Genomic DNA, 25,193 nt, shown 5'->3' with positions numbered 1-25,193 from the left:
CAGTTGAGTGTGGCGGCCCGGGGTGAGCAGGCGGCGGGGGATCCGCGGTTGGTGGATCAGTTGCGGGCGGATATTCTCGCGGATCTGCTCCGGGGCCCGGGTGTGGAGGGCCTGGGGGTGGAGGGTGCGGGAGTGTGGGCACCGGAGGGCCCGGCGAGCACGGGCACCGACAAGGGCAAGGACAAGGACACGGGCGCCGGCACGGACACGGGCACCGCTGGTGGGACTGGGGGTGGCACCGGCACGGCCGGCGGGAACCACGGAACCGGGAGCGGCACCGGGGCCGGTGGCGGGAGCCACGGCAATGATGCTGATGCTGCCCGTCGTAGGGGCAGGGTTTCGGGGCCCCGGACGGAGGTTCTGGTGCTGATCAGCGCCGAAACGTTGTGCGGGGCTGATGAGCAGCCCGCTGAACTGCACGGATACGGGCCGATCAGCCCTGAGGCTGCCCGCAGGCTTGTTCGGGAGGCGGCCCGGTGGACCCCGGTGGAACGCGATCCGCATACCGAGGAGATCCTGCGGGTGGGACGCAGACGAAAAATACCGTCCGGGCTGCAGCGTTGGCTGCGGGCCCGGGACGGGACGTGCCGGTTCCCGGGATGCCGGACCAATGCCCTGTTATCGGAGATTGACCATACGAAGCCCTGGGGTCAGGGTGGTGTCACGGATCATGACAATTTGGAGCATTTGTGCCGGCGGCATCACATGTTCAAGACGCGGGGGTTTTGGAAAGCACGGCAGAGCAGGCCCGGGGTGATTGAGTGGACCTCGCCGGGCGGGAGGATCTACCGTACCGAACCCCACCTCAGCCTTGCTCCGGGCCAGGCACCGCGAAATCAAGCTTCTGAAGGCTCAGAACCCGAAGGGTCAGACCCTGACGATTACGGCGATGATCCACCGCCGTTCTGAGCGTCGAGGCGGAACCGTCTCACCGCGACCGAACCATCCAATCGGGCCGGACCAGCAATTTGTCGAGGCCGCAGAACCGGGCAGTCGATGCCTGGCCCAAGCCCTTTCGCCTGGCCCCAGCGATTCTGCCTAGCCCAAGCCCTCGAGTTTCGCCTGGGCCCTCTCCACAGCTCGGCGTGCGGCACGCGCGGTGCGGCGGGCAGCATCGCGTGCCCGTTCCAAGGATCCGGCCCGGCGGTCAACGGTGGCCACTTCCCGTTCAAGCTCACGGATTCGGTCGCGGAGCTCATCGATTTCATCCGTCAGTTCATCCCGGCGGTCCGCGACGGCGTCTACTTCGTCCTGGGCGGTTCGCAGGGCTTCCTCGGCCTGTTGGGAATTCCGCTCCGCATCTGCCAGGGACGTGCGTGCGGCACGAAGTGCCCGGGCGGCCGCCGCCTTGTCCTTGCGTTCCTGATTGCCTTTGCCGCGGGGATCGCTGCTCTGGCCGGACGGACTGGGCAGCGTGGCCCCACCGGAGTCATCGTCCGAAGTGTCATGAGGTGGGCGCCGCTGGGCGCCGCCTGTAGTGAGGGGGCGGACTGAGTCAGGATCCGCTACGGATCCCTCCACCTTCACCGGATCCCAACCGTTCGCTTCCAATGCCCGCACCAACTGTCCGCTTGCAGCGGCAGCCGCAGCATCGGCATCGGTCATGGCAGCCCACAACGTCTGTTCCACCTCGGCGCCCACAGCGGCACTGACCGGATGGCCGAGTTCTTCAGCGAGGCTGCGGGCAGCACGAGCGGCAGAGCGCAGCAGCCGCTGCCGCTCACCGCTAAGCAGGCGCAGCTGCTCCTGGTCCATGTCGTTCTGAGCTTCGCGCAGAAGTGCGCCCAGTTCCAGGACCTCCGAGATTAGTTCGGGGCGCTGCAGTGCCAGCATATTAACCAGCCAGGCACCTGCGGAGGGTTTGGGCAGCGACCGGATGGCCTTGCCCAGTTCCTTGTCCCCGTTCTTCGAGGCTTCTGCGGCGATCCGATTCCTGGCCGCAGTGAACGCCTCCGGCATCAGCGCGTACAGGTCAGCGACGACCTGGGCCTTGTCCGTCATGCTCCTCCGCTCACAACATGTGTCCGCACGCAACACCAATGCACCTACAACATCTGGGTTAACCGGCCCCATGCCACGATCCCGGCCATGACCAGAAGAATAACCGGAAGAACTGCGGCCTGCCGCTGCCCCCGGCGCAGGTGCATCAGGACCGCCAGGGCCATCAGGACTACCAAGCCTACTCCGGCCACGGGTGTCAGCAGGGGAGCCCACCCCAGCACTCCCGGGAGCAGCAGGCACAGACCGGCAAGAAGTTCCACACCGCCCAGGGCGCGGATGGCCGCCGGGTGATAACCGTCAGTCCAGGGCAGCTTCCGCAGCTGCTGAGCGGATCGAGTCAGGCGCTGGCCGCCGATTCCCATGAACATGAGGGCCAGGACTATCTGCAGGATCCAAAGAAAAAGGGACATGGGTGAGACGGTGTTCCTTCGGCCGGACTAATCGAACGCTCCAGTCAAGCACGGTTGGCACGGCAAAACGAGGGAGAAACAACAACCGTCAAAGGTGCGGCGCCAACCCGTTCATCACCGGTGAAAGTCAGACGGCACGGATGTGCTGGACCGGACCACAAAGTCGGTGGGATAAAACCGCTGGATCCAGTCGGCATCCAGGGGTTTTTGCGCCAAAAGAGATAACACTGCGGCGACGGCGGCTGCCCCCTGGCCCTTCGGATCCTGGCTGATGGTGGTGAGCCCGAAGACCTCCCCGAGCTCGTGTCCGTCGATGCCGATGACGGACAGATCCTCGGGGACGCGCAGACCCAGGTTCCTTGCTGCAAGGATGGCGCCGATAGCTAGCTCATCGGACGCACAGAAGATGCCGGTGGGACGGCCGTGCGGAGCCGCCAGGAGGGTTTTAGCCGCCTGCACTCCGCTGGCCACAGAAAAGTCCACGCTGTTGATATGCAGGCATTCCAACCCGGCCCTGCCCATGGCCTGCTCGTATCCGTCCCGGCGGGTGCTGCCCAGCCTAAAGTCGCGTTCGAGCTCTTCACCGCCGCCAATGTGGGCAATTCGGGTATGTCCAAGAGAGATCAGGTGCTCCGTTGCCAGCACGGAAATATTGGCCTCATCCACCCTAATGGCGTGGGTCCCGGGCAGGGGTCCGCCGATGGCGACGATGGGCTTACCGACGGCGTGCAGTTGGGCGAGTTCCTCATCGGTGAGTTTCAGCGCCACCGCAATGACGGCGTCGAGCCGCTTGCGGCGCAGCATCTCCGTCAACACGCTTTCGCGGTGGCCGGGCCCGTCGCTGGTGTTGTAGAGGGTGAGGTCGTAACCGGCATCGATCAGCGCAGCGGCAGCACCCTCAAGCACCTGGGAGAAGTACCAGCGGCCAACGGTCGGCATCACTATGCCGATGTTGCGGCTTCGTCCCGACGCCAGGGAGGAAGCGTTGTAGGACAGGACGTATCCGAGGTCATCAGCAGCCGTCTGTACGCGGAGGCGGGTGGCTTCGGAGACCTTGCCGTTGCCGCTGAGGGCACGCGAGACCGTGGCCGAAGAGACACCGGCATGTGCGGCCACATCTTTGATGCCTGGCACGGTTTTTCCTCTATTCGGCGACTGCTGGGATTAACGGCAGCTGGCCGCTAACTGGATAGGAACCGGCAGCGGGACAGGAACGTGGGACAGGAACACAGCCGGGCTGCGGCACCGGACCGAGGTCCGGTGCCGCACGCATTAGCTTAGCCGGAGCCAGACGGCACGGTTGGGCGCCAGAATTCCTCCGCCGGCTGCACCGGCTTCACTGGCCACCAGCACCTCCCCTTCGGGAAGCGTCAGCGGTTCGGTGCCCATGTTGAGCACAGTCAGAACGTTCCCGTTCAAGAAGGCGACGGCGGAATCACCGTCGACGTCCGGCCACCAGGCCAGCGAGCCGGCGCCGAGGGCATATTCCCGGCGCACCGCCAGCGCGCTGCGGTAGAGGTTCAGGGTTGACGCCGGATCTTCACGCTGAACATCGCGTGCCAGCGAGGCCCAGTCGGCGGGCTGGGGCAGCCAGGCCTGACCGGTGCTGCTGAACCCAAAACTGTCAGCCGTCGAGTACCAGGGGAGAGGAACACGGCAGCCGTCGCGGCCCAGGCGTGCCCCGCCGGTGCGGTGATAGCTGGGGTCCTGGCGGAAATCATGCGGCATGGTGGTGTGGTCCGGCAGACCCAGTTCCTCACCCTGATAGAGGTAAACGCCGCCGGGCAGCGCCAGCATCAGCAGTGTTGCGGCACGCGCACGGGAAAGGCCGAGTTCGTTATTGGGCTGCGGATCCTCCGGGCCCAGACCGTCGCCGGGACGCTCCTGGTGCTCCTGGATGCCAAAGCGTGTGGCGTGGCGGACGACGTCGTGGTTGGACAACACCCAGGTGGTGGGTGCCCCCACCTTGTCGAACGCCTCCAGCGAGGAGCCGATGACGTGACGGACGGCGCCGGGATGCCAGTCGTGGTTCAGGTAGGCGAAGTTGAAGGTCTGGTGCATCTCATCCGGGCGGACCCAGTCCGAAAGCCGGTCCAGCGGATCAATGGTGGCTTCCGCGCAGAGTACGCGTTCGCCGTCGTACTCCTCCAGCAGCTTTCGCCAGGATCGGAAAATGTCATGGACCTCCGGCTGGCCGAACATGGGCGCATCATGGCCCGGGAAACCCTCCGAGGAGCAACCGTCCGCGCGGCCGCCCCAGTCAGGCAGCCCGGACTTCTTAACCAGGGCGTGGGCAACATCCACACGGAAACCGCCAACGCCGCGATCCAGCCAGAAGCGCAGTACGCGTTCAAACTCGGCGCGGACAGCGGGGTTGTCCCAGTTGAAGTCCGGCTGGGTGGAATCGAACAGGTGCAGATACCACTGCCCTCCGGTGCCGTCAGGGTTGGTGGTCCGGGTCCAGGCTGAGCCGCCGAAGTGGGACTGCCAGTTGTTCGGTGCAGCGTCACCGTTATCGCCCGCGCCGTCACGGAAAATGAACATGTCCCGCTCCGCGGAGCCTGCCGGAGCGGCCAGTGCAGCCTGGAAGAGGGCATGCTCGTTGGAACAGTGGTTGGGCACCAGATCGACGATGATCCGGATGCCGTGGCCGGAGGCAGCTTCCACCAGCGCATCAAAGTCGTCCAGCGTTCCGAACAGGGGGTCGACCGAGCAATAGTCGGCCACGTCATAGCCGGCGTCATTCTGCGGGGACTTGTAGAACGGAGAAAGCCACAGCGCGTCGATGTCCAGTTCCGCCAGCGAACCCAGCTCGGCCGTGATGCCGGGGAGATCTCCAATGCCGTCGCCGCTCAGGTCGCGGAAGGAGCGCGGATACACCTGGTAGATGACGGAGGAACGCCACCACTGGCGGTCCTGCTCGCTGGAGGCAGCGTGCAGGGGGACAAGGGAGGGGCCGGTAACAGATCCGGTGCCGGAGATAACGTCGCTGAGCATGGGAGCCATCCTAGGGGTATATCCGACCAAGAATGAAAACGCTTGCACTCCGGATGCCGGTCATAAGATTGCTTACTTTCCGGCGTTCGCCCGGGAAGCCCGGCATATTTCTGATGCATCGGACCGCATCCGTAAGTGACGCAGATCTGTGATTGGACGCACAACGTGTACACGCTTACACTTTCTCCATACTTAGGTCTCGACGGAGAGTTCCGTTTGCTCCTGGCCCTTGTGCTATTCCAGCGCAAAGGGGTTCGGGCATCAGCCTGGGCGAGCCAGAAACCACTTGAAAACTAGGAGAGGTACACCAATGAAGGTGCACACCACGGGTACGACGGCGTTCGGCCGCCGTTCCTTCGCTCTCGGGGCCGTTTCGGTCACCGCTGCCCTTGTCCTGAGCGCCTGCGGCGGCAGTGACGCCGCCGACAGCCCGGACTCCACTGATCTGGCCAGCGCCGGCGCCACCACCCTCACCATGTGGGTTGACGCGGAGCGTTCCCCGGCCCTGACTGATGTCACTGCCCGGTTCAAGGAAGACACCGGCATTGAGATCAAGCTGGTGACCAAGGACTTTGAGCAGGTCTCGGATGACTTCATCACCCAGGTTCCCACCGGCAAGGGTCCGGACCTGATCGTCGGCCCGCACGACTGGCTGGGCAAGTTCGTCCAGAACGGCGTGATCGCGCCGATCGAGCTGGGCGACAAGGCCGCGGACTTCCAGGAATCCGCCGTCGCCGCCATGACCTATGAGGGCAGCACCTACGGTGTTCCCTACTCGATCGAGAACATTGGCTTGCTGCGCAACGCGGACCTGGTCCCCGAACCGGCAGAAACCATGGACGAAGTTATTGCCAACGGCAAGGCCGCCGTGGAAAAGGGTGCCGAGTTCCCGTTCCTGGTGGGCATGGATCCCAAGCAGGGCGATCCCTACCACCTGTACCCGTTCCAGACCTCCATGGGCGTGCCCGTCTTCGGAACGGATGAGACCGGCGGCTACGACGCCTCGAAGCTGGAACTGGGCAACGAAAACGGTGCGGCTTTTGCGGCCAAGGTGAAGGAATGGGGCGAGGCCGGAGCTGGCATCCTGAACTCCAACATCTCCGCGGACATTGCCAAGGAAAAGTTCAATGCCGGAGCGTCCCCGTACTTCCTGACCGGGCCGTGGAACGTACCGCTGGCACAGGAAGCCGGGATCAACGTCGTCGTTGACCCGCTTCCCACCACCGGCGACAAGCCCGCTCAGCCGTTCATCGGCGTCAACGGCTTCTTCATCAGTGCCAAGAGCCAGAACACCCTGGCCGCCACAGAGTTTGCCCTGAACTATCTGACCACCGAAGCCGTACAGGACGCCATGTTCGACGGCGGCGGACGTCCGCCGGCCCTGACCGCCTCCTTCGACAAGGCTGCCGAAGATCCGATCGTCGCAGCCTTCGGCAAGATCGGCGCCGAAGGCGTCCCGATGCCGGCCATCCCGGAAATGGGAGCTGTCTGGGCTGACTGGGGCGGCACCGAGCTAGCCCTGATCAAGGGCCAGGGCGACCCCGCAGAGTCGTGGGCCACGATGGTCAGCAACGTCGAAGCCAAGATCGCCAAGTAGTCCGGCATCAGCCGCACCTAAGTTAGACACGTCCGCCGGCGGTTTCGCCGGCGGACTAGGTATGCGGGCCGGGACGCCGCCCAGATTCTGCGCAGCGTCCCGGCCCGAACCGGTTCAAGGAGAACCCCGATGGTTGATCAGCTGGACACCCTTGTCCGCTCCGACAGTCCCGCACCACCAAAGAAGCGCCGCCGCAGCCCGGATTCAACGACCGGCCTGCTGGCTAAGATCCTGCTCCTGGGCCTGACGGATGCCTTTGCCGTGTTTGTCCTCATGGCCCTGTTCATGAACGAGAAATGGCTCGTCCTCGCCGTCGCGGCCGCAGTAACGGTGCTGATCAACTGGATTTATCTGCGCCGCGGCGGCCTGCCGGCCAAGTACCTGGCCCCCGGTGTCCTGTTCCTGCTTGTCTTCCAGGTCTTTGTGGTGGTGTACAGCGGCTACGTGGCATTCACCAACTACGGCGACGGGCACAACAGCACCAAGGACGATGCGATCTCCTCCATCTCCATGAGCGCGCAGAAACGCGTTCCGGATTCGCCGGCCTACCAGATCTCGGTGGTGGAGAAGGATGATGTCCTGTCCCTGCTGGTCACCGATCCCGACGGCGGCGTCCTCATCGGGACCACAGGTGTTCCGCTGAGCGAGGCCGAAGACGCTGAAATCGGAGGCACCGGCAAAGCCGTGGGTGCCGACGGCTACCGCACCCTGAACTTCAACGAACTGCTTTCCGTCCAGCAGGAAATCACCGCCATCAAGGTTCCGCTGTCGGAGGACCTCGACGACGGGATCCTGGCGACCGCTGACGGGTCCAACGCCTATGTGTTCAAGCCGGTGCTGATCTACGACGAGGCCGCCGACACCTTTACGGACACTGAGACCGGCGTCGTTTACGTAGACGGCGGTGAAGGCTCCTTTGTTGCGGCCGGGGGCGAACGCCTGGCCACCGGCTGGAAGGTGGGGGTGGGTTTCGATAACTTTGAGCGGGCCTTCACCGATCCCGATCTGCGCGGCCCGCTGGTCAGCGTCATCCTCTGGACCTTTACTTTTGCCCTGGTCTCGGTGCTGCTCTGCTTCGGTCTGGGACTGTTCCTGGCACTGACTTTCAACCACGCGAATCTGCGCGGCAAGAAGTTCTACCGGACCATCATGATCCTTCCCTACGCGTTCCCGGCGTTCCTGGCCGGACTGGTGTGGTCCGGGATGCTCAACCAGGAATTTGGCTTCATCAACGCCGCGGTGTTCGGCGGAGCGGATATTCCCTGGCTGACTGACCCGTGGCTGGCCAAATTTAGCGTGCTGCTGGTGAACACGTGGCTGGGCTTCCCCTACATGTTCCTGGTCTGCACCGGTGCCCTGCAGTCACTGCCGGAGGACGTCAACGAGGCCGCACGCATGGACGGTGCTTCCGCCTGGCGGATCTTCCGTTCCATCAAACTGCCGCTGCTGCTGGTCTCCACCGCACCGCTGCTGATCTCCACCTTTGCGTTCAACTTCAACAACTTCAATGTGATCTTCATGCTCACCGGCGGCGGGCCGCGGTTCTCCGACACCAACATGGACATTGGAGCCACCGATCTGCTGATCACGCTGGTCTACAAAGTGGCCTTCGGGCAGGGGTCCGGACGCGATTACGGGCTGGCCAGCGCGCTGGCCGTCCTGATCTTCATCATCGTGGCAGTCATCTCAGCGGTCAGCTTCCGGCAGACCAAGGCGCTGGAGGAAGTGAACTCATGAGCAATTCGACTCTGACCCCGGCAGGTAAAGGGACCACTGAACGCACCGCAGGCGCCGGTGCGGTTCCGCAGCCGCGCAAAAGTTTCGGTCACTGGTTCCGGGACAAGGGCTGGCGCCATCTGGTGGGCGTGGTCATGGGAGTGTTTGCGCTCTTCCCGCTGGCTTACGTGCTCTCGGCCGCGTTGAGCCCCACCGGAACCCTGGTGTCGGCCAACGGCCTGTTCACCACGATCCAGTTCGACAACTTTGTTGACCTGTTCTCGGACCCGCAGAAGCCCTTCGCCAAATGGTTTGTGAACACGCTTGTTGTGGGGCTGATCACCAGCGCCGGCACCGTGTTCCTCGGCGCACTGGCCGCCTACTCCTTCTCCCGGATGCGGTTCACCGGCCGCCGGTTCGGACTGATGAGCCTGATGCTTCTGCAGATGTTCCCGCAGATGCTCGGCGTCGTTGCCATCTTCCTGCTGCTCAGCGGGATTTCCGACGTGGTGCCCTGGCTGGGGCTGGGCAGCCAGACCGGCCTGATCATGGTCTACCTGGGCGGGGCGCTGGGCGTGAACACCTACCTGATGTACGGCTTCTTCAACACCGTTCCCAAGTCCCTGGACGAGGCGGCGCGGATCGACGGCGCCAGCCACATTCAGATCTTCTTCACCATCATCCTGCGCCTGGTCACTCCGATCCTTGCCATTGTGGGGCTGCTGTCCTTCATCACCGCCACCGGAGAGTTCCTGATCGCCTCGATCGTGCTGAACGATCCGGACACCCAAACCCTGGCGGTGGGCCTCTACTCCTTTGTTGGTGACAGCCAATCCCGCACCTGGGGCGTTTTCTCCGCCGGAGCCGTTCTGGCAGCGCTGCCGGTCATGGCCCTGTTCCTCTTCCTGCAGCGCTTCATTTCCTCCGGGCTCACCACCGGTGCTGTGAAGGGCTAGAACCCGGCTACGGCCCGCGGGGTGTAGTTCCGTTCGAGCTCATACAGGTCCTCCGGCGTGAGCCGGAGGTCCAGGGCGGCCACAGCATCATCCAAATGCCCGACGGCGGAGGCCCCGAACACGGGCGCGCTCACCGTTGGGTGGGTCAAGACCCAGGCCAGGGCCACCTGGGCGCGCGGAACCCCATGGCGCAGAGCCACGCTCCGCACCGCATCAGCCACGGCACCGTTGGCTTCTTCGGAGCCTTCATAGAGGGAGTGGCCCAGTTCATCCTGCTCCTGGCGCCGGGTTACTTCATCCCAGCCCCGTGCCAGCCGGCCCCGTGCCAGCGGAGAGTAGGCCAGCACCCCGATGCCGGTGGCCTCGCACAGGGGGAACATCTCACGCTCCTCCTCGCGGTACACCAGGTTGTAATGGGCCTGCATAGTGATGAAGGGGGACCAGCCATGGGCCCGCTGCAGGGTCAGGGCGCGGGCAAACTGCCAGGCATACATGGTGGAAGCGCCCAGATACCTCACCTTTCCCGACCGCACCAGGCCGTCCAGCGTCTCCAGGGTCTCCTCCAGCGGGGTAGTCGCGTCCCAGCGGTGGACCTGATAAAGGTCAATGTAATCGGTGCCCAGCCGCTTCAGGCTCTCATCCACCTGCCACAGGATGTGCTTCCGGGAGAGCCCCCACCCGTTGGGGCCGGAGGCCATCTCGCCGTGGACTTTGGTGGCAATGACCACCTCTTCCCGTTTGGCGTACTTCAGCACGGTGCCGCCCAGGACCCGCTCGCTGTCCCCAGCCGAGTAGACGTTGGCGGTATCGAAAAAATTGATGCCCAGGTCCACAGCGCGCCGCAGGATCGGTTGGGCCTGAGGTTCGCGCAGTGTCCAGCCGTGGTTTCCACGGTGCGGATCACCGAAGGTCATGCATCCCAGGCCCACTGCCGACACTGTGGCTCCCGAGTTTCCCAGTTTTACGAATCTCATGGTGTGACTCTCATACCTTGACGTATCGTGGCGGCCTTGCCCGGGTCCATGCGCTCGCGGGTCTCTGAGCTCAGCAATCCCTGAAGCCGTACGGAGATGCTACCGCCGCGGCAACGCCCGGGAACAGGGCCGATGCACTGTTCGCCGCTGCACCGCCGGAACCCCTGCCCCTGAGTCGATTCGCGGTCATATACTGAGCCATGCCTACCGCTCAGGAGCCGGAAATCCGGGAGCATGTGCCCCGTCCCGGCAGTAAAAAAGCCACTCCCGATGCCCCCGCGCTCTCCTTGACCGTTACGCAGATCGCCGTTCGCGTCGCTGCGGACCAGCCCGAGGCGCCAAAGCCTGACGGTTTGGCCGGGCTTCTCCTGCAGTCCTACCTGCACGAGCAGCTGCTCACCATGCTTCACGAGGATCCGCGGGTACGGGCCGATGAACCGGACGCCATCCACAAGATGCGCGTCAGCACGCGGCGGATGCGTTCGGCACTGGCCAGCTACCGCAGAGTGCTGGCAGCTGATCCGGCCAGAGAAGCACGCAACGAACTGAAATGGTTGGCAGGAATTCTAGGTGCCGCCCGGGACGCGCAGGTGCTGCGGGCCCGCCTGCAAGCCCTGGTGGCCGACCAGCCCGCGGAACTGGTGATGGGACCTGTGCAGCAGCGAATCGACGAAGATCTGCTCGGTGACTATCACTCAGCACACGCGATAATTCTCCATGTGCTCGACGGCGACCGCTACATCCGTCTGCTGGAGCAGCTGGAGATTATGGTGACCAAGCCTGACTTCACCCGGGAAGCGGACGCGCCGGCAGCTGAAACCGCCGGTCGGATGTTGAAACGGGACCGCAGGCGCCTGCACCAGCGGGTGCGCGATGCCCGGGCCGCCAGCGACGATGAGCAGCGGTCTGAATCCCTGCACGAGGCCCGCAAAGACGCCAAGCGTCTGCGCTACGCGGCCGAGGTGGCGCAACCGGTGCGGACGGAAGGATCCGCCGAGCTGGTTGCCGGTGCCGAACACATCCAGAAGATCCTCGGTGAGCATCAGGACAGCGTTGTCAGCCGCGATTACCTGCGCCGGCTCGGGGCCACGGCTGCCGGATACGGCCAGAACGGATTCACTTACGGCCGGCTGCACGCACTGGAGGAGCAACGCGGGAAAGCGGCGCGGAATCGGTTCCGTAAAGCATGGGCAGGATTCCCCCGCGTGGTCTGAGCTGCGCACCTGTCCCCTTTACCTGTTCGGTGAGGCACCCGTACGCTTTTTGATGGGGCCCAGGCCGTGCAACGCCGGCAGGACGGAGGTGTCCTGATGGATTCTGTCTCGCCGTGGGCGCCCCTGCGGCGCCGGATGTTCCTGATTCTGTGGCTCGCCAACCTCGGCTCCAGCATCGGTACGTGGATGCAAACCGTGGGCGCCCAATGGTTTTTGGTGGAGAACAGTTCCAACCCGGCCCTGGTGTCGCTGGTCCAGACAGCGAATCTGCTGCCTTCTCTTTTGCTGGGCCTCATCGCAGGGTTCCTCGCAGACGCCTTCAACCGCAGGCGCCTGATTCTCGGGGCAAACCTCTTTGCCGCCGGTGCCGCAGCCGTCCTGACCGTGATCGCGGCATTGGGCCTGCTGGATCCGGACTCACTGCTGCTGTACACCTTCCTGATCGGCTGCGGGGTGGCCCTGGCGCAGCCGGCGTGGCAGGCGATCAATCCGGATCTGGTGCCGTGGGAGGAAATCCGGGCGGCGTCCGCGCTGAGCAGCATGGCGGTGAACGGCGCTCGGGCGGTGGGCCCTGCCCTGGCCGGAGTACTCGTCTCCCTCTTCGGGCCGGCCTTCGTTTTCGGTCTCAATGCCGTGTCCTTTGTGGGTACCGCGGTGGCCGTGTACATATGGCGGGCTCCGCCGGGGCCAGAGGATCCTGAACGGATGGGGGAGGCCCTCGCTGCGGGCATGCGTTACATTCGGGCGGCACCGCGTATCCGGCGCATCCTGCTACGGACCGCCCTCTTCATGGCTCCCGCGAGCGCCCTCTACGCACTGCTTCCGGTGGCCGTGAACGGCCATCTGCGGCTCGGCTCCACCGGTTACGGTCTGCTGCTTGGTGCGCTGGGGATCGGCGCCGTCCTCGGAGTGGTGCTGCTTCCCCGGGTCAAGGAGCGGATCCATGACAACCTGATGCTCGGCCTGGCGGCTGCCGTGTTCGGGGCCGCTACCTTGGCCGCAGGCTTCCTCCCGGCTGCGGTGCTTGCCATCCTGCTGGTCTTCGCGGGTATTTCCTGGATCGCCACCTTCTCCATCCTCAATAGCGCCATCCAGCTCACGCTGCCGGAATGGGTGCGTGCCCGCGGCCTTTCGGTCTATCTGATGGTGACCACCGGCGCCCAGGCTCTCGGCGCCATCCTGTGGGGGTCCCTGGCCACCGCCTTTGGCTATGCCCCCGTGCTGGCGGCTGCGGGAATCCTGCTGGTCGCGGTGGGACTGAGCGTCTCCGTGCTGCCGCTGCTTCCCCGCACGGGGCGGCTGGACCGGAGCGTCGCGGAAGCGGATGTGGGGATCGAGAGTGCCCAGGAGCCTGCGCCGGATGCGGGACCGGTCACGGTCCTCATTGCTTATGAGCTTGCTCCCGAAAAGGCTTCGGAGTTTGTGCATGCCATGCACGATGTCCGCCTCTCCCGGATGCGGACCGGAGCACGGGACTGGGAATTGGTGCACTCGGTGACTGATTCCAGCCAATTCCGCGAGATTTACGACGTCGCCACCTGGCGGGAGTATCTGCGCCAGGAACAGGAGCGCACCACGGGGGAGGACCGCAGGGTTATCGATGAGGCGGCGGAGCTGGCCGAGGTGCCGCCGCGGATCCGCTGGTTCATCCCTGCATCTGTGTGAAACGCACCATCGCCGGTCATCCGGGGCGCCCGGCGCCGGGGCTCCGATGCGCCGGATGAGAGCGGACCTGCTTAGGCGAGCTGCGCGCGCACCAGCGGAGCAACTTCCGTGCCGTACAGCCGGATGCACTTCATCAGCTTCTCGTGCGGCAGAGTTCCCAGGCTGTACTTCAGGTCAAAGCGTGACAGTTCCAGTTCCCTGGCCACCCGGACGATCTTTGCGGCAACGGTCTCTGGGGAGCCGATGAAGAGGGCACCGTCGGGTCCGGCAGAGGCCAGGTAGTCGCTGTGCGTGGTGGGGTTCCACCCGCGCTCGCGGCCGATCCGGTTCTGCATGCGTTCGAAATGCGGCCAGGCTTCCTCGAGTGCCTGCTCGTCGCTGGCAGCTATGTAGCCGGGGGAGTGGGCACCCACCGGAAGCATCGGACGGCCGAACTGCGCCAGGGCCCGCTTGTACAAATCCACGAACGGGGCGAAGCGCGCGGGTTCGCCGCCAATGATGGCCAACATCAGGGGCAGGCCGTAGTGTGCGGCCCGGACCACGGACTGCGGAGTGCCGCCTACGGCGATCCACGCCGGAAGCTCGCCGGAGGCAGTGGGAGGGTAGACGCGCTGGTTCTGCAGCGGTGCACGGGTGCTGCCGCTCCATGTCACCGGATTTTCACGGCGCAGCTCCGCGAAAAGCTCCAGCTTTTCCTCGAAGAGTTCGTCGTACTGCGCGAGCTCCAATCCAAACAGTGGAAAGGACTCAGTGAAGGACCCGCGGCCCAGGATCACCTCGGCGCGGCCGTTGGAGACGGCATCCAGTGTGGAAAAGCGCTGGAAAACGCGGATCGGATCATCGGAGCTGAGGACGGTGACTGCCGAGCCGAGCCGAATCCGGCTGGTCTGGCCGGCGATGGCGGCGAGAAGCACGTCCGGGGCTGAGACCGCGAAGTCCTCTCGGTGGTGTTCGCCGATGCCAATGAAATCGATGCCCACCGAATCGGCCAGTACTGCTTCGGCCACGACATTCCGCAGCACCTGGTGCTGCGGAAGCCGTTCACCGGCCGGGTCCGAGGTGACGTCACCGAAGGTGTCCAATCCGAGTTCCAACCGCTGTCCCATGTGTTGCTCCCATCACTGCCACAAAAGTCCATGTATTTGCATCTAGTCTAGCGGGGCTTCCGGTAAAAGCGTCCCCGGCCCGAGCCGTCGGCGGTGGCATCTCACACTGTCGGAGCGGGACGGATTTACAGCAGAGAACATCCCAGCGGATAGACTTGGGGACGGTTCCCCGGGCAATTTCCAGGGTCCGCAACGGATCAGTAGCCGATGGTGCAAATGATCAAGCGATCAAGTGATTAGTTGAGGTATTTTGCGAGACTTTAGTGTACGCCTGGCCACAGCCGACGAGATGGAAAAGTGGGACAGCCACGTGTTGTCCAACCCCTGCGGCGGAAACGTACTGCAGTCCGCTTCCTACGCGGAGGTCAAGTCCCACCACGGCTGGAATCCGATGTATCTGGTGTTCACCGGCCACGGATACACCACCTACAACCTGGCGATCGAAAAAAAGGTGCCCGGCCTGGGTAGCCTCTGGTACCTCATTAAGGGACCGGACGTGGCTGAGCCGTCCCATGTGCCCGAGGTCCTCGATGCGCTGCGCCGGTTCATCAAGGAAAGTAAGCGCAACGTGTTTGCTGTCAAGGTGGAGCCGGACATCGTAGACAGCCCGCAAGTGCGGGCCCAATTCGAGGGTGCCGGCCTGGTTAAGACCTTTAACCTGCAGCCCAATGACTCCACGGCGCTGCTCGATACCACTCCGGATACCGAGCAGCTGCTGAAGAACCTTTCCTCGCGCGGCCGCAATGCTGTCCGCCGGGCAATCCGCGAGGGCGCCGACGTGCGCCGGGTGGAACCCACCGAAGAGAACATGCGCACCATGTACAAGTTGATGAGCCACATCGAGGACCGTTCCTCGGCCCGGATGCGCTCCTACGACTACTACCACCGTTTCTGGTCCAACTTTGTGGCGGCGGGCCAGGGCCGGTTCTACTTTGCTTTCGAAGAGGGCGAACCTACGGTTGGTGCCTTTGTCATCGCCTACGGCAAAAAGGGCACTTACAAGGACGGCGGTTCCAAGCCGCGCCGCAACCAGTATGGGGATTCCCACCTGGTCCAGTGGACCGCCATCAATGAGCTGAAGGAAGACTTCGGTATTGAGCAGTACGACTTCTGCGGAACGCCCCCCAGCGACCAGCTGAAAAACAAGGAACATCCGCACCATGGCCTCGGCCTGTTCAAGACCAGTTTCTCGAAGACGGTGACGGACTTTGTGGGCTGCTATGACCTGGTGCTGGACCCGCTGCGGTACAAGATCTGGAACACCATCGGCGAACGCGTGGCCCGCCAGATTTACTGGCGCCGGCACCAGCAGCCGTTCTACTAAACAGCAAGTGCGCCTGAAGAGGTTTCAGGCCAACAAAAGGCGAAAGGGTGAGTCCTTTGGAGAACACGTCCGATGCAGACCGCCAAGAGCCTGCGCAGAACCCGGATCCGATGGTGGGGCTGATTCCGGTGATCCGGCAGACCAAACCTGCCGCGCAAACTACATCCGCTGGGCAAACTACATCCGCCGCGCAGGCCAAATCCGCGGGGCAAACCAAACCCGGGGCTCAGGCCAAGGGATCCGAGGGCAAGGTCCGGCGTCCAGCTGCGCCCGGCAAGGCTCCGAAATCGGTCCAGGCCTCGAACGGCGCTGCGGGCCTGCCCACCGGCCCCACCGGCGTCGGCCTGCGCAGTACCAAGCCCAAGCCGCCGCCTCCCACCACCTCCGTGATGCAGACCCCGGTGAAGGGTACGTCGGGCGGCCTGGGCTCCGGGCCGATCAGCCCGGCAGGCCAGCCGCCGCGAAAACCACGGGCGCGCAAAACCGTGCCCGGCGGCCATCATCATCCCGGAAGTGCCAGCGCCCTGCGGCAGGACCGCTCGTCGGCTGCGGCCAAGCGGATGCTGCGCCGGCTCGTACAGGGCGAAACGCCGCCCACCCAGGCCATGTCCATTGTGGAGCGGCTGGCAGGTTCCCCCTATGCCAACCCGCTGGTGCGTACGGCGGGGCCGGATGCCTCGGCCAGAAAGACTCTGGACCTGGCCCTGGGACTGGCGGAAACGATGTTCCGCTACGGGGCCGGTGCCCTGGAGGTGGAGACCGCGATCATCGCAGTGACTGCTGCCTTCGGTCTGGACAGCATCGAGGTGGACATCACCAACCAGTCGGTGCTGCTGAACTACTCGCCCAAGGACCAGACCCCCATCACCGTGATGCGGGTGGTGCGTTCCTGGACCAACAACTATGCCGGCCTGGGGCTGGTGCACCAGCTGGTCACCGACATCATTGATGGCGGTGTCTCCCGCGCAGAGGCGTCCAACCGGCTGAACGAAATTACCCACCGGCCCAAGCCGTTTCCGCGCTGGGCGGTGACCTTTTCCACCGGTGCCTTCGCGGCGGCGATCGTAGGCTTCATCGGAGGCGGCCCGCTGGCATCAGTGGTGGCCTTCATCAGTACTTTCATGGTGAGCCTGCTGCAGCGGGTGCTGGGCCGCTGGCGCGTGCCGGATTTCTTCACCACGGCGGCCAGCGGTTTCCTGGTCACTGCCATGGCCATGCTGTTCTGGTCCCTGGACGTGCCCATCTCTCCGGGCATCGTGGTGGCCGGAGGAATCCTGCTGCTCCTGCCCACCGGCCGGCTCGTCTCCGCAGTACAGGATGCGATCAACGGCTTCCCGGTCACGGCCTCCGGCCGTTTCCTGTCCGCGTTCCTGACGTTCGGTGCGCTAGTTGCGGGCATCGCCGTCGCGCTGGTGGTGGGAGCACTGCTGGGCGTGCCGCGGCTGGACGTCACGCAGGTGGCCGGATCCCAGTATCCGTTTGCGGTGACGCTGCTGCTGCTGGCCGTGGCACTGGGAACCATCTGCGTAGTGGAACAGTCGCCCGTGAACCTGGTGCTGCCCACCGTCCTGACCGGAGTTGCCGGGTTCCTCGTGTTCCAGGTCGCGGAACTGGTAGGCGTCGGCCCCCGGCTGACGCCGGCAGTTGCGGCCATCTTCATTGGCATGGTGGCCCGAATGATCGCCCTGCGCATGGGGGCGCCGCAGCTTATCGTGGCGGTGCCGGCCGTGCTGTTCCTGTTCCCCGGGCTTTCCATCTTCCGGGCCATGTATGGGTTGAGCATTGGCTCGGACGACATCACCATTGGCGCGGTGGGAATCTTCAACGCGTTGACAGTGATTCTGGCGATTGCCGGCGGCGTAGTGTTCGGAGACAACCTGGCGCGGCCGCTGACCCGGAACCTCTCCGGCAACGACCGGCGAAACCGCCGGCGCTAGCGGGAGCTAACCGGCACGGAAACGGGCCCCGGAACGCAGGATCTAGAGGATCTTGCCGACCGGGGTCCTTTTTTCTGCCTGGAAGGCGTCTTCGCTGCGTCCGGACGCCCAATATCCGGACAGGGACACCTGCCGGCGTTCCAGCCCGCGGCTGCCAAAAAGGACGTCCCGCAGCGCCTTCATGGCCTCCCGCTCACCGTGGGCGAACACCTGAACATCGTTGCTCTGCCACGGAGCGGCCGCGACGGCGGCAGCCAGCAGCCCGGTGTTTCCGGCGGGGATGTCTCCGCGGTGGAGCCAGGTGACGCTAATGCCGGCAGGCACAGTCAACGGCTGCTGATCCTCGGGGCCGCCCACTTCCAGGAACACCTGCCCGACGGCGGAGGCCGGCAGCGCCTCCAGTACCGCTGCAGTGGCAGGAAGCGCGGATTCATCAGCGGCGAACAGATGCCAGCCTGCCTCAGGGTCCGGGTTGAAGGCCCCGCCCGGACCGGAAAACGTCAGGGCTTCGCCGGCTGCGGCCCGGTCAGCCCACGGTCCGGCAAGGCCTTCATCTCCGTGGACCACGAAATCGATGGCCAGTTCCCGGGCAGCGGTATCGACGCTGCGGATGGTGTAGGTGCGGGATACCGGCCACTGTTCACGCGGAAACTCCTCGCGGAGCGTCTCGAGTTCGGCTGTACCGTCCAGCGGCTTGCCGTCCGGACCAAACCAGATCTTGCAGTACGCGTCGGCAAAGCCGTTCTCCGCATAGCGGGCAAAGTTGGGGCCGCCGGCAATGATGCGAACCATATGGGGTGTCAGCTGCTCCCGCCGTAGGACCTCCAAGGTCAGGAGCGGACGGGACCGGCGCGGAGCTTCCTGTGCAGGCTTCCCGGCGGGCATAGCGGACTCAGGCATGTGGTTCTCCTTGATCAGGGGTTTGTCCTACCGTATCGCGTCCAGCTGCCAGTCAACCGGGCGCGCGCCCTGATCCTGCAGTAGCTGGTTGACCCGGCTGAACGGGCGGGATCCGAAGAATCCGCGCGACGCCGAAAGCGGACTGGGATGGGCAGATTCGACCCGGGGGACATCTTCAAGCAGCGGCACGATCGAGCGGGCATCATTGCCCCAGAGCACTGCTACCAGGGGAGCGCGGCTCCCGTCAGCGAGCCTGCGCGCGACGACGGCGCGGACCGCCAGCTCGGTGATCTGTTCCCAGCCGCGTTTCCGGTGGGATCCGGCGCTTCCCGCCCGGACGGTCAGGACGCGGTTCAGCAGCAGGACGCCCTGATCCGCCCACCCGCTGAGGTCTCCGTGGGTGCAGGGAGCTATGCCGAGGTCAGCGTTCAGCTCCTTATAGATGTTGTTCAGGCTCCGGGGTAGCGGCCGCACTGCGGGATCGACGGAGAAGGACAGCCCCACTGCATGGCCCGGAGTGGGGTACGGGTCCTGGCCAATCAGCAGGACTTTTACCTCTGCAAGCGGACGGGAGAATGCCCGCAGGATGTTATGGGGCGCCGGAAGTACATGGTGGCCGGCGGCACGCTCCTCCTGAAGCCCGGCAGCGATCCGGTGCAGGTCAGAAGCGGCAGGGCCCAGAGCCGCTGCCCAGTCCGGAGCCATGACGTCGCTGAGCGGGGCCGGCGCTGCGAAGGGGAACGGCGGGGCAGCCGGGCTGGCGGCACCAGTGCCGGGTGCCCCGCCGTCGGCCTCGGAAGCGCCCGCCGCTGTCAGGAAAGCGGAGACCGAGTACTCTGACGGCAGGGAAAACAGTGTTGGTTCATTGGAGCTCACCCTTCAAGCCTAGGGCTGCCGGCAACGGTAGTCCCCCTGCTGGCGGGCGAACATCCAGCTGGACGCAGGAATCCGTGTACGGCGCACAAATGACAAGCTTGTGATTCAGCAACTAGCATGGAAGTGAAACCGTCAACCTATCTGGGAGCATCCTGTGGCCGAAACAACCGAAGCCTTCTCGCTGGACGGCACGGTTGACCCTGAGAGTCCGCTGGGGGAGCAGGAACAGCAGATGCTCGCCCTGGAGCGGGCCTGGTGGAAGTATGCAGGGGCGAAGGAGCAGGCTATTCGTGAGCTCTTCGGCATGTCTGCCACCCGCTATTACCAGGTCCTCAACGCCCTGATCGATACAGAGGATGCCCTGGCGCACGACCCCATGCTGGTCAAGAGATTGCGTAGACTACGTACAACCCGTCAGCGCGCGCGCACCGCCCGTCGTTCAGGCTCTGACGTCTAGACCCGGCGCCACCTGAGACCAAGGACTGTTACCCCACCATGAGCAAATACCCCCGGGATGAGTTTGACAAGGTTTCCGAGACGTCCTCGCGCCAAGGCGTCCACCGGGAGCGGTTGATCCCCTCGCAGTCCGGCGGACTCGGCCTGATCATTACTGTGGGAGTGCTGGCCCTTGTGCTTGGCCTGGCCGCATTCTTTGTCCTTCCCCGGTTGGGCATCGGAGCGAACGACGGCTCCCCGGCACCGGCAGCTGATTCGTCCGCCGCCGCCGAATCCCCGGAAACACAGGCGTCAGAGCCGGAGCCGACGGCGGAACCCAGCCCGTCCGAAAGCGTGACGCCGAGCGCTGCCCCAACGCCGACTCCATCGCCCGAGCCCTCCGCAGCCGTTGACCGGAGCCAACCCGTAGCGGTCCTTAACGGCAGCGGTATTGGCGGCCTGGGCGCCAACCTGTCGGCCCGGATAGCGGGCGACGGCTGGACCACTGCGCAGGTGGCTAACTGGGGCGGGCAACCGCTGCAGACCTCGATCATTTTCTACAACGGCGAGGATCAGCTGCCCAATGCTCAGGCTCTGTCTGCTCTGCTCGGCATCCCCACCCTCTTTGATTCGCCCGACTTTAATCTGGTGACAATAGTTGCCGGCCCGGGGTTCCAATAAGGGACGAAAAGCGCCTTTACGTTAAAACTGCATAACGATCCGGCGTCCCCGATCATGGGCTGTATCACTCTGGCTAAAGTGAGTGCCAGCCGTGCCACGCCGACCGGACCGGGCAGAGAAATCCGCTGATCACGGCCGACTGTGCGCCGGCCCGTTCCGCCACGGGCACCCTGGCGGAATGCACGCTCGGAACAAGGTGGGAGAAACGCACATGGCGCAGGGGATCGTCAAATGGTTCAACGGGGAGAAAGGCTACGGGTTTATTACCGTAGATGAGGCTCAAACCGACGTTTTTGTGCACTGGTCCGCCATTCAGGCGTCGGGGTACCGCACGCTCGAAGAGGGGCAGCGGGTGGAGTTCCAGATCGGTGAAGGGCAAAAGGGCCCGCAGGCGGAGGACGTCCGCGCCGTTTAGACGCACCTTCCAGGCGCACAATCCGGGGACCGGTCCGGCCTTGCCGTGGTTCGCCCCTGGCACGGGCGCCGCCGTTTGCTGCGGATAGGTATGCCAACCCTGGCAGGGGATGTATGTGACAGCGGCATCGTGCAGGCGTGATCGCTTGCACTCAGTGTGTGGGAGTGCTAATTATTGAGTTAGCACTCTTGCCGACTGACTGCTAAGAATTGTCGGTGTTGAGTGAAATAGCAAGCCACTGAGGTGAGGGCCTGCGGGCGCGTAAAGAGATCGCGTCCCGAAGGCCCGTCCGTCGCGGGCACCCCAGTCTGGAATGCAACATCTAAGCACCCAGCATGACTGTTCCGGAAGGACGAAAGCCGTTATGGCCAAGATCATTGCATTTGACGAAGAGGCACGCCGCGGCCTTGAGCGCGGATTGAACATCCTCGCCGACGCCGTGAAGGTCACCTTGGGCCCGCGCGGCCGCAACGTGGTCCTCGAAAAGAAGTGGGGCGCCCCCACGATCACCAACGACGGCGTTTCCATCGCCAAGGAGATCGAGCTCGACGATCCTTACGAAAAGATCGGCGCTGAGCTGGTCAAGGAAGTTGCCAAGAAGACTGACGATGTTGCCGGCGACGGCACCACCACGGCAACCGTCCTGGCCCAGGCACTGGTCAAGGAAGGCCTGCGCAACGTTGCTGCCGGAGCTGACCCGCTGAGCCTGAAGCGCGGCATTGAGAAGGCTGTTGCAGCCGTCACGGCCGAGCTCCTCTCCTCCGCCAAGGAGATCGAGACCAAGGAGCAGATCGCTGCTACGGCTTCCATCTCCGCCGGTGACCAGCAGATCGGCGACCTGATCGCCGAGGCGCTGGATAAGGTGGGCAAGGAAGGCGTCATCACCGTCGAGGAATCCAACACCTTCGGCCTGGAGCTTGAGCTCACTGAAGGCATGCGCTTCGACAAGGGATACATCTCCGGTTACTTCGTCACTGACGCTGAGCGTCAGGAAACAGTTCTGGAAGACCCGTACATCCTGATCGTCAACTCCAAGATCTCCAACGTCAAGGATCTCGTTGCCGTTCTCGAGAAGGTCATGCAGTCCGGCAAGCCGCTGCTGATCATCGCCGAAGACGTCGAGGGCGAAGCCCTGGCAACCCTGGTTGTCAACAAGATCCGCGGCACCTTCAAGTCCGTCGCCGTCAAGGCTCCGGGCTTCGGCGACCGCCGCAAGGCTCAGCTGGCAGACATCGCCATCCTCACCGGTGGCCAGGTTATTGCCGAGGAAGTTGGCCTGAAGCTGGAAAACGCCACGCTGGACCTGCTGGGCAAGGCCCGCAAGGTTGTTGTCACGAAGGATGAAACCACGATTGTGGAAGGCGCCGGTGACACCGAGGAAATCGCGGGCCGCGTCAACCAGATCCGTGCCGAAATCGAGAACTCCGATTCCGACTACGACCGTGAGAAGCTGCAGGAACGCCTGGCCAAGCTGGCCGGCGGAGTTGCAGTCATCAAGGCCGGCGCAGCCACCGAGGTTGAGCTCAAGGAGCGCAAGCACCGCATTGAGGACGCAGTCCGCAACGCAAAGGCTGCCGTTGAAGAAGGCATCGTTGCCGGTGGCGGCGTGGCCCTCATCCAGGCCGGACTCAAGGCTTTCGCCAACCTGAACCTTGAGGGCGACGAAGCTACGGGCGCCAACATTGTCCGTGTTGCCATTGATGCTCCGCTGAAGCAGATCGCTTTCAACGCCGGCATGGAGCCGGGCGTTGTTGTTGACAAGGTCCGCGGCCTGCCCGAGGGCTGGGGCCTGAATGCAGCAACCGGCGAGTACGAAGACCTGCTGGCTGCCGGTGTGAATGACCCGGTAAAGGTGACCCGCTCTGCTCTGCAGAACGCGGCCTCCATTGCCGGTCTGTTCCTCACCACGGAGGCAGTGGTTGCCGACAAGCCTGAAAAGGCTGCACCGGCCATGGCCGGCGGCGACGACATGGGCGGCATGGGCGGGATGGGCGGCTTCTAGCAGCCCCACGCTTAACGCTTAGCTCTTCACGAAAAAGAGGCGCGGCACCTTTTGAGGTTCCGCGCCTCTTTTTGTGTCTCATTTTTTGTCCGGCCTAGTGCCGGAACAGGGCTACATTGGCTGCTTCCGTTTCGGCGTACTGGGCCGAAGCATGGCCCAGTGCCAGGTTGATGCTGGCCAGTGATTCCTCAACCTTTGCCTGCGTGCTGCGCCAGTCTGCGACGAGCGACTGGAAGTTCGCCGAGGCCTGCCCCCGCCAGGATTCGCTGAGGGATTGCAGGCCTGACTGCATCCGGTTGATGTCCGACTGCAGCCGGTCGATGGTGCCCCGGACTTCGGCGCTCTTGGCGTCGAGGACCTCGCTGTCCACTGAAACTAGTCCCATGGTTGTCTCCGTTCGAAAGGTCTGAGGCTCGAAGGTTCGAGGGGTCATTGAGCTTTCGAGGCTAGGCCGGCGCGTTGTTCAAGCCCCGCGCAGCAGCGGGCCCTGTGGACAAGAGGGACGGCGAAAGGGCCGGGCGCCGCCTGTGGAGGGAGGACGCGCAGATGCTAGGTGTCGGCGGGATCTTCCTGCTCGTCGTCGAACTCCTCCGGAGCGCGGTAGGGCAGACGGATGGATAGAGTGGCGCCTCCGCCTTCCGTTTCAGAGAGACGCACTGTGCCGTCATGCTGGGCCACCAGCGCCGCGACAATGGCCAATCCGAGGCCCGTACCACCGGTTTCGCGGTAGCGGGAGGAATCAGCGCGGTAGAACCGCTCAAAGACCCGTGCCGCGTCTTCTTCCGAGATTCCCGGCCCGTGGTCGCGCACCTCCAGCACGGCGTCAGAGCGGTTGTGGATGACCGGAGCCACTCCTACGGCGATCTCTATGGGGGAGCCGTCCGGCGTATATCGAAGGGCATTGGTCATCAGGTTGGCGACGACCTGCCGCAACCTGGCCTCATCACCCACAGTGGGAGCCGGACGCGGCTGCTGGCCGTCCAGCCCCACCACGCGGATCTCTCGTCCGGGGGAGCTGGCCCGGGCGTCCAATGCTGCGTCATTGCCCAAAAGCATCAAATCCACCGGTTCATATTCCAGCGGACGCTGCTCATCCACGCGGGCAAGAGTCAGCAAATCCTCCACCAGCCGGCCCATCCGCTTGGCTTCACTCTCGATCCGGCCCATGGCGGCACCGATTTCTTCGGGTTTCTGCAGTGCACCGTGCCGGTACAGCTCAGAGAAGCCGCGGATGGTTACCAGCGGAGTGCGCAGCTCGTGCGATGCGTCCTGGACGAAGCGGCGCATCTTCTGCTCCGACTTGGTGCGGGCCGCGAAAGCAGTTTCAATGTGCGCCAGCATAGCGTTGAGAGACCGGGAGAGCCGGCCAATTTCGGTGGCCGGGTTACCCACATCCACGCGTCGGGAGAGGTCCCCGGCGGCGATGGCCGCAGCAGTCTTCTCCACTTGGCTGAGCGGACGGAACTGGCGGGTGACGGCCCAGTAGGCAATCCCGGTGGCTCCCAGGGTTCCCAGCAGGCCCACCGAGAACACCAGCGAGGCCGCTTCGTCCACCGTTGCCGCAACGGAATCCAGGGGTAGCGCAACAACCACGGAGCCGGGAACGCTGTCCAGGGAGTACACCCGCAGGCGCCAGCCCTTGCTGCCGGGGGCAGTGCCGGGAACCGTTTGGCCCAGCTGATCCATCTCCTTCACCTGCTCCGCGGTGTAGTGCGGAACATCGGGGGTGTCGACGTAGGGATCCGAGTGCGTCTCCGGGCCGTAGGTACCGTCATTGGCCAGATACAGGCCGTAAAACTGGAACAGCGATGTGTCGCTTGCCGGTCCGTCGGAAAGGAGATATCTGGACACCGCCGGAGCGTTGTCTTTGATTTCCACGTCCAGGCGTGACTCCAGGATTTGCCGCAGCACATAGATCGTGGCCAGACCCGTGATGGTCACGGTGATGACCATCAACACGGCCATGATAGCCACGAGCTGGGAGCGA

Annotated in this window: 23 protein-coding genes; 12 read left to right on the top strand and 11 right to left on the bottom strand. The window is 64.3% G+C overall.

Features of this window, described 5'->3' with window-relative positions; all coding sequences use genetic code 11:
- Positions 1–300: hypothetical protein (locus ABIB35_RS11830; RefSeq protein WP_354181629.1), on the bottom strand; the 300-nt coding region annotated here is incomplete at its 3' end.
- 63 nt (positions 301–363) lie between these two features.
- On the opposite strand from ABIB35_RS11830, the gene ABIB35_RS11825 reads away from it, so the two are divergent.
- Entirely contained in the window at positions 364–909 is a 546-nt protein-coding gene (locus ABIB35_RS11825) for an HNH endonuclease signature motif containing protein (protein ID WP_354181626.1), read from the top strand.
- A 129-nt stretch (positions 910–1,038) separates the two neighbouring features.
- Here ABIB35_RS11825 and ABIB35_RS11820 read toward each other — a convergent pair whose 3' ends face one another.
- The 4 genes from ABIB35_RS11820 to ABIB35_RS11805 all read right to left on the bottom strand — a co-directional run bounded on the left by ABIB35_RS11820 (position 1,039) and on the right by ABIB35_RS11805 (position 5,408).
- The gene (locus tag ABIB35_RS11820) at positions 1,039–2,001 is read right to left on the bottom strand and encodes a hypothetical protein (RefSeq protein ID WP_354181614.1); all 963 of its coding nucleotides are present in this window, start codon (positions 1,999–2,001) and stop codon (positions 1,039–1,041) included.
- A 44-nt stretch (positions 2,002–2,045) separates the two neighbouring features.
- Positions 2,046–2,411, bottom strand: coding sequence for a DoxX family protein (locus ABIB35_RS11815; protein ID WP_354181612.1), 366 nt, complete (start codon positions 2,409–2,411; stop codon positions 2,046–2,048).
- A 114-nt stretch (positions 2,412–2,525) separates the two neighbouring features.
- Positions 2,526–3,545, bottom strand: coding sequence for a LacI family DNA-binding transcriptional regulator (locus ABIB35_RS11810; RefSeq protein WP_354181610.1), 1,020 nt, complete (start codon positions 3,543–3,545; stop codon positions 2,526–2,528).
- A gap of 138 nt (positions 3,546–3,683) precedes the next feature.
- Positions 3,684–5,408, bottom strand: coding sequence for a glycoside hydrolase family 13 protein (locus tag ABIB35_RS11805; RefSeq protein WP_354181608.1), 1,725 nt, complete (start codon positions 5,406–5,408; stop codon positions 3,684–3,686).
- Positions 5,409–5,718: 310 nt separating this feature from the next.
- Here ABIB35_RS11805 and ABIB35_RS11800 point away from each other — a divergent pair, with 310 nt between their 5' ends.
- The 3 genes from ABIB35_RS11800 (at position 5,719) to ABIB35_RS11790 (ending at position 9,677) form a co-directional block, all read left to right on the top strand.
- The gene (locus ABIB35_RS11800) at positions 5,719–7,005 is read left to right on the top strand and encodes a sugar ABC transporter substrate-binding protein (RefSeq protein ID WP_354181606.1); all 1,287 of its coding nucleotides are present in this window, start codon (positions 5,719–5,721) and stop codon (positions 7,003–7,005) included.
- Positions 7,006–7,134: 129 nt separating this feature from the next.
- Positions 7,135–8,742 (top strand): ABC transporter permease subunit, encoded by a 1,608-nt coding sequence (locus ABIB35_RS11795; protein WP_354181604.1) that lies wholly within the window; start codon positions 7,135–7,137, stop codon positions 8,740–8,742.
- On the top strand, positions 8,739–9,677 hold the full coding sequence (locus ABIB35_RS11790) for a sugar ABC transporter permease (protein ID WP_354181602.1): 939 nt from the start codon (positions 8,739–8,741) through the stop codon (positions 9,675–9,677). The genes ABIB35_RS11795 and ABIB35_RS11790 overlap by 4 nt, the downstream gene beginning before the upstream one ends.
- On the opposite strand, the gene ABIB35_RS11785 is transcribed toward ABIB35_RS11790, so the two are convergent.
- Positions 9,674–10,651, bottom strand: a complete 978-nt coding sequence (locus ABIB35_RS11785; RefSeq protein WP_354181600.1) for an aldo/keto reductase — start codon at positions 10,649–10,651, stop codon at positions 9,674–9,676. The two genes, ABIB35_RS11790 and ABIB35_RS11785, sit on opposite strands and share 4 nt — an antisense overlap.
- 200 nt (positions 10,652–10,851) lie before the next feature.
- On the opposite strand from ABIB35_RS11785, the gene ABIB35_RS11780 reads away from it, so the two are divergent.
- Together ABIB35_RS11780 and ABIB35_RS11775 are read left to right on the top strand one after the other, a co-directional pair.
- A complete protein-coding gene (locus ABIB35_RS11780) occupies positions 10,852–11,865 on the top strand; it encodes a CHAD domain-containing protein (RefSeq protein ID WP_354181598.1) in 1,014 nt (337 codons plus the stop codon).
- 96 nt (positions 11,866–11,961) lie between these two features.
- Complete coding sequence (locus tag ABIB35_RS11775) at positions 11,962–13,530, top strand: MFS transporter (RefSeq protein ID WP_354181596.1); 1,569 nt, start codon at positions 11,962–11,964, stop codon at positions 13,528–13,530.
- Between the two features lie 71 nt (positions 13,531–13,601).
- Here ABIB35_RS11775 and ABIB35_RS11770 read toward each other — a convergent pair whose 3' ends face one another.
- Positions 13,602–14,636: an LLM class flavin-dependent oxidoreductase gene (locus ABIB35_RS11770; protein WP_354181594.1), complete on the bottom strand. Its 1,035-nt coding sequence runs from the start codon at positions 14,634–14,636 to the stop codon at positions 13,602–13,604.
- 250 nt (positions 14,637–14,886) lie between these two features.
- Here ABIB35_RS11770 and ABIB35_RS11765 point away from each other — a divergent pair, with 250 nt between their 5' ends.
- Positions 14,887–15,960 carry a lipid II:glycine glycyltransferase FemX gene (locus ABIB35_RS11765; RefSeq protein WP_354181592.1) on the top strand — a complete coding sequence of 358 codons (1,074 nt, stop codon included), beginning with the start codon at positions 14,887–14,889 and terminating at the stop codon, positions 15,958–15,960.
- Positions 15,961–16,007: 47 nt separating this feature from the next.
- Positions 16,008–17,897 carry a threonine/serine exporter family protein gene (locus tag ABIB35_RS11760; RefSeq protein WP_354181590.1) on the top strand — a complete coding sequence of 630 codons (1,890 nt, stop codon included), beginning with the start codon at positions 16,008–16,010 and terminating at the stop codon, positions 17,895–17,897.
- 42 nt (positions 17,898–17,939) lie between these two features.
- On the opposite strand, the gene ABIB35_RS11755 is transcribed toward ABIB35_RS11760, so the two are convergent.
- Together ABIB35_RS11755 and ABIB35_RS11750 are read right to left on the bottom strand one after the other, a co-directional pair.
- Positions 17,940–18,797: a siderophore-interacting protein gene (locus ABIB35_RS11755; RefSeq protein WP_354181588.1), complete on the bottom strand. Its 858-nt coding sequence runs from the start codon at positions 18,795–18,797 to the stop codon at positions 17,940–17,942.
- A 27-nt stretch (positions 18,798–18,824) separates the two neighbouring features.
- Positions 18,825–19,673, bottom strand: a complete 849-nt coding sequence (locus ABIB35_RS11750; RefSeq protein ID WP_354181586.1) for a uracil-DNA glycosylase — start codon at positions 19,671–19,673, stop codon at positions 18,825–18,827.
- Positions 19,674–19,827: 154 nt separating this feature from the next.
- Here ABIB35_RS11750 and ABIB35_RS11745 point away from each other — a divergent pair, with 154 nt between their 5' ends.
- From ABIB35_RS11745 to groL, 4 genes are all read left to right on the top strand, one after another.
- A complete protein-coding gene (locus ABIB35_RS11745; RefSeq protein WP_354181584.1) occupies positions 19,828–20,130 on the top strand; it encodes a DUF3263 domain-containing protein in 303 nt (100 codons plus the stop codon).
- A 38-nt stretch (positions 20,131–20,168) separates the two neighbouring features.
- Positions 20,169–20,789, top strand: coding sequence for a LytR C-terminal domain-containing protein (locus ABIB35_RS11740; RefSeq protein WP_354181582.1), 621 nt, complete (start codon positions 20,169–20,171; stop codon positions 20,787–20,789).
- A 211-nt stretch (positions 20,790–21,000) separates the two neighbouring features.
- Positions 21,001–21,204: a cold-shock protein gene (locus tag ABIB35_RS11735; RefSeq protein WP_354181624.1), complete on the top strand. Its 204-nt coding sequence runs from the start codon at positions 21,001–21,003 to the stop codon at positions 21,202–21,204.
- 364 nt (positions 21,205–21,568) lie between these two features.
- Positions 21,569–23,206 (top strand): chaperonin GroEL, encoded by a 1,638-nt coding sequence (gene groL, locus ABIB35_RS11730; protein WP_354181580.1) that lies wholly within the window; start codon positions 21,569–21,571, stop codon positions 23,204–23,206.
- 94 nt (positions 23,207–23,300) lie between these two features.
- Here groL and ABIB35_RS11725 read toward each other — a convergent pair whose 3' ends face one another.
- Together ABIB35_RS11725 and ABIB35_RS11720 are read right to left on the bottom strand one after the other, a co-directional pair.
- Positions 23,301–23,591, bottom strand: a complete 291-nt coding sequence (locus tag ABIB35_RS11725) for a WXG100 family type VII secretion target (protein ID WP_354181578.1) — start codon at positions 23,589–23,591, stop codon at positions 23,301–23,303.
- A gap of 164 nt (positions 23,592–23,755) precedes the next feature.
- Positions 23,756–25,171: a sensor histidine kinase gene (locus ABIB35_RS11720; RefSeq protein WP_354181622.1), complete on the bottom strand. Its 1,416-nt coding sequence runs from the start codon at positions 25,169–25,171 to the stop codon at positions 23,756–23,758.
- Between the last annotated feature and the right edge of the window lie 22 nt (positions 25,172–25,193).

It is taken from the genome of Arthrobacter sp. UYP6, from assembly GCF_040547315.1.
GTDB lineage: Bacteria > Actinomycetota > Actinomycetes > Actinomycetales > Micrococcaceae > Arthrobacter_B.
The sequence above is the reverse complement of the archived record's forward strand: the minus strand, read 5'-3'. Positions and strand labels throughout refer to the sequence as shown.

Excerpts from the sequence above, each read along its gene's own strand:
- ABIB35_RS11820 (WP_354181614.1), bottom strand. The coding sequence starts at position 2,001 with ATGACGGACAAGGCCCAGGTCGTCGCTGACCTGTACGCGCTGATGCCG.
- ABIB35_RS11815 (WP_354181612.1), bottom strand. The coding sequence starts at position 2,411 with ATGTCCCTTTTTCTTTGGATCCTGCAGATAGTCCTGGCCCTCATGTTC.
- ABIB35_RS11805 (WP_354181608.1), bottom strand. The coding sequence starts at position 5,408 with ATGCTCAGCGACGTTATCTCCGGCACCGGATCTGTTACCGGCCCCTCC.
- ABIB35_RS11800 (WP_354181606.1), top strand. The coding sequence starts at position 5,719 with ATGAAGGTGCACACCACGGGTACGACGGCGTTCGGCCGCCGTTCCTTC.
- ABIB35_RS11795 (WP_354181604.1), top strand. The coding sequence starts at position 7,135 with ATGGTTGATCAGCTGGACACCCTTGTCCGCTCCGACAGTCCCGCACCA.
- ABIB35_RS11790 (WP_354181602.1), top strand. The coding sequence starts at position 8,739 with ATGAGCAATTCGACTCTGACCCCGGCAGGTAAAGGGACCACTGAACGC.
- ABIB35_RS11785 (WP_354181600.1), bottom strand. The coding sequence starts at position 10,651 with ATGAGATTCGTAAAACTGGGAAACTCGGGAGCCACAGTGTCGGCAGTG.
- ABIB35_RS11780 (WP_354181598.1), top strand. The coding sequence starts at position 10,852 with ATGCCTACCGCTCAGGAGCCGGAAATCCGGGAGCATGTGCCCCGTCCC.
- ABIB35_RS11775 (WP_354181596.1), top strand. The coding sequence starts at position 11,962 with ATGGATTCTGTCTCGCCGTGGGCGCCCCTGCGGCGCCGGATGTTCCTG.
- ABIB35_RS11770 (WP_354181594.1), bottom strand. The coding sequence starts at position 14,636 with ATGGGACAGCGGTTGGAACTCGGATTGGACACCTTCGGTGACGTCACC.
- ABIB35_RS11755 (WP_354181588.1), bottom strand. The coding sequence starts at position 18,797 with ATGCCTGAGTCCGCTATGCCCGCCGGGAAGCCTGCACAGGAAGCTCCG.
- ABIB35_RS11740 (WP_354181582.1), top strand. The coding sequence starts at position 20,169 with ATGAGCAAATACCCCCGGGATGAGTTTGACAAGGTTTCCGAGACGTCC.
- ABIB35_RS11735 (WP_354181624.1), top strand. The coding sequence starts at position 21,001 with ATGGCGCAGGGGATCGTCAAATGGTTCAACGGGGAGAAAGGCTACGGG.
- groL (WP_354181580.1), top strand. The coding sequence starts at position 21,569 with ATGGCCAAGATCATTGCATTTGACGAAGAGGCACGCCGCGGCCTTGAG.
- ABIB35_RS11725 (WP_354181578.1), bottom strand. The coding sequence starts at position 23,591 with ATGGGACTAGTTTCAGTGGACAGCGAGGTCCTCGACGCCAAGAGCGCC.
- ABIB35_RS11720 (WP_354181622.1), bottom strand. The coding sequence starts at position 25,171 with ATGGCCGTGTTGATGGTCATCACCGTGACCATCACGGGTCTGGCCACG.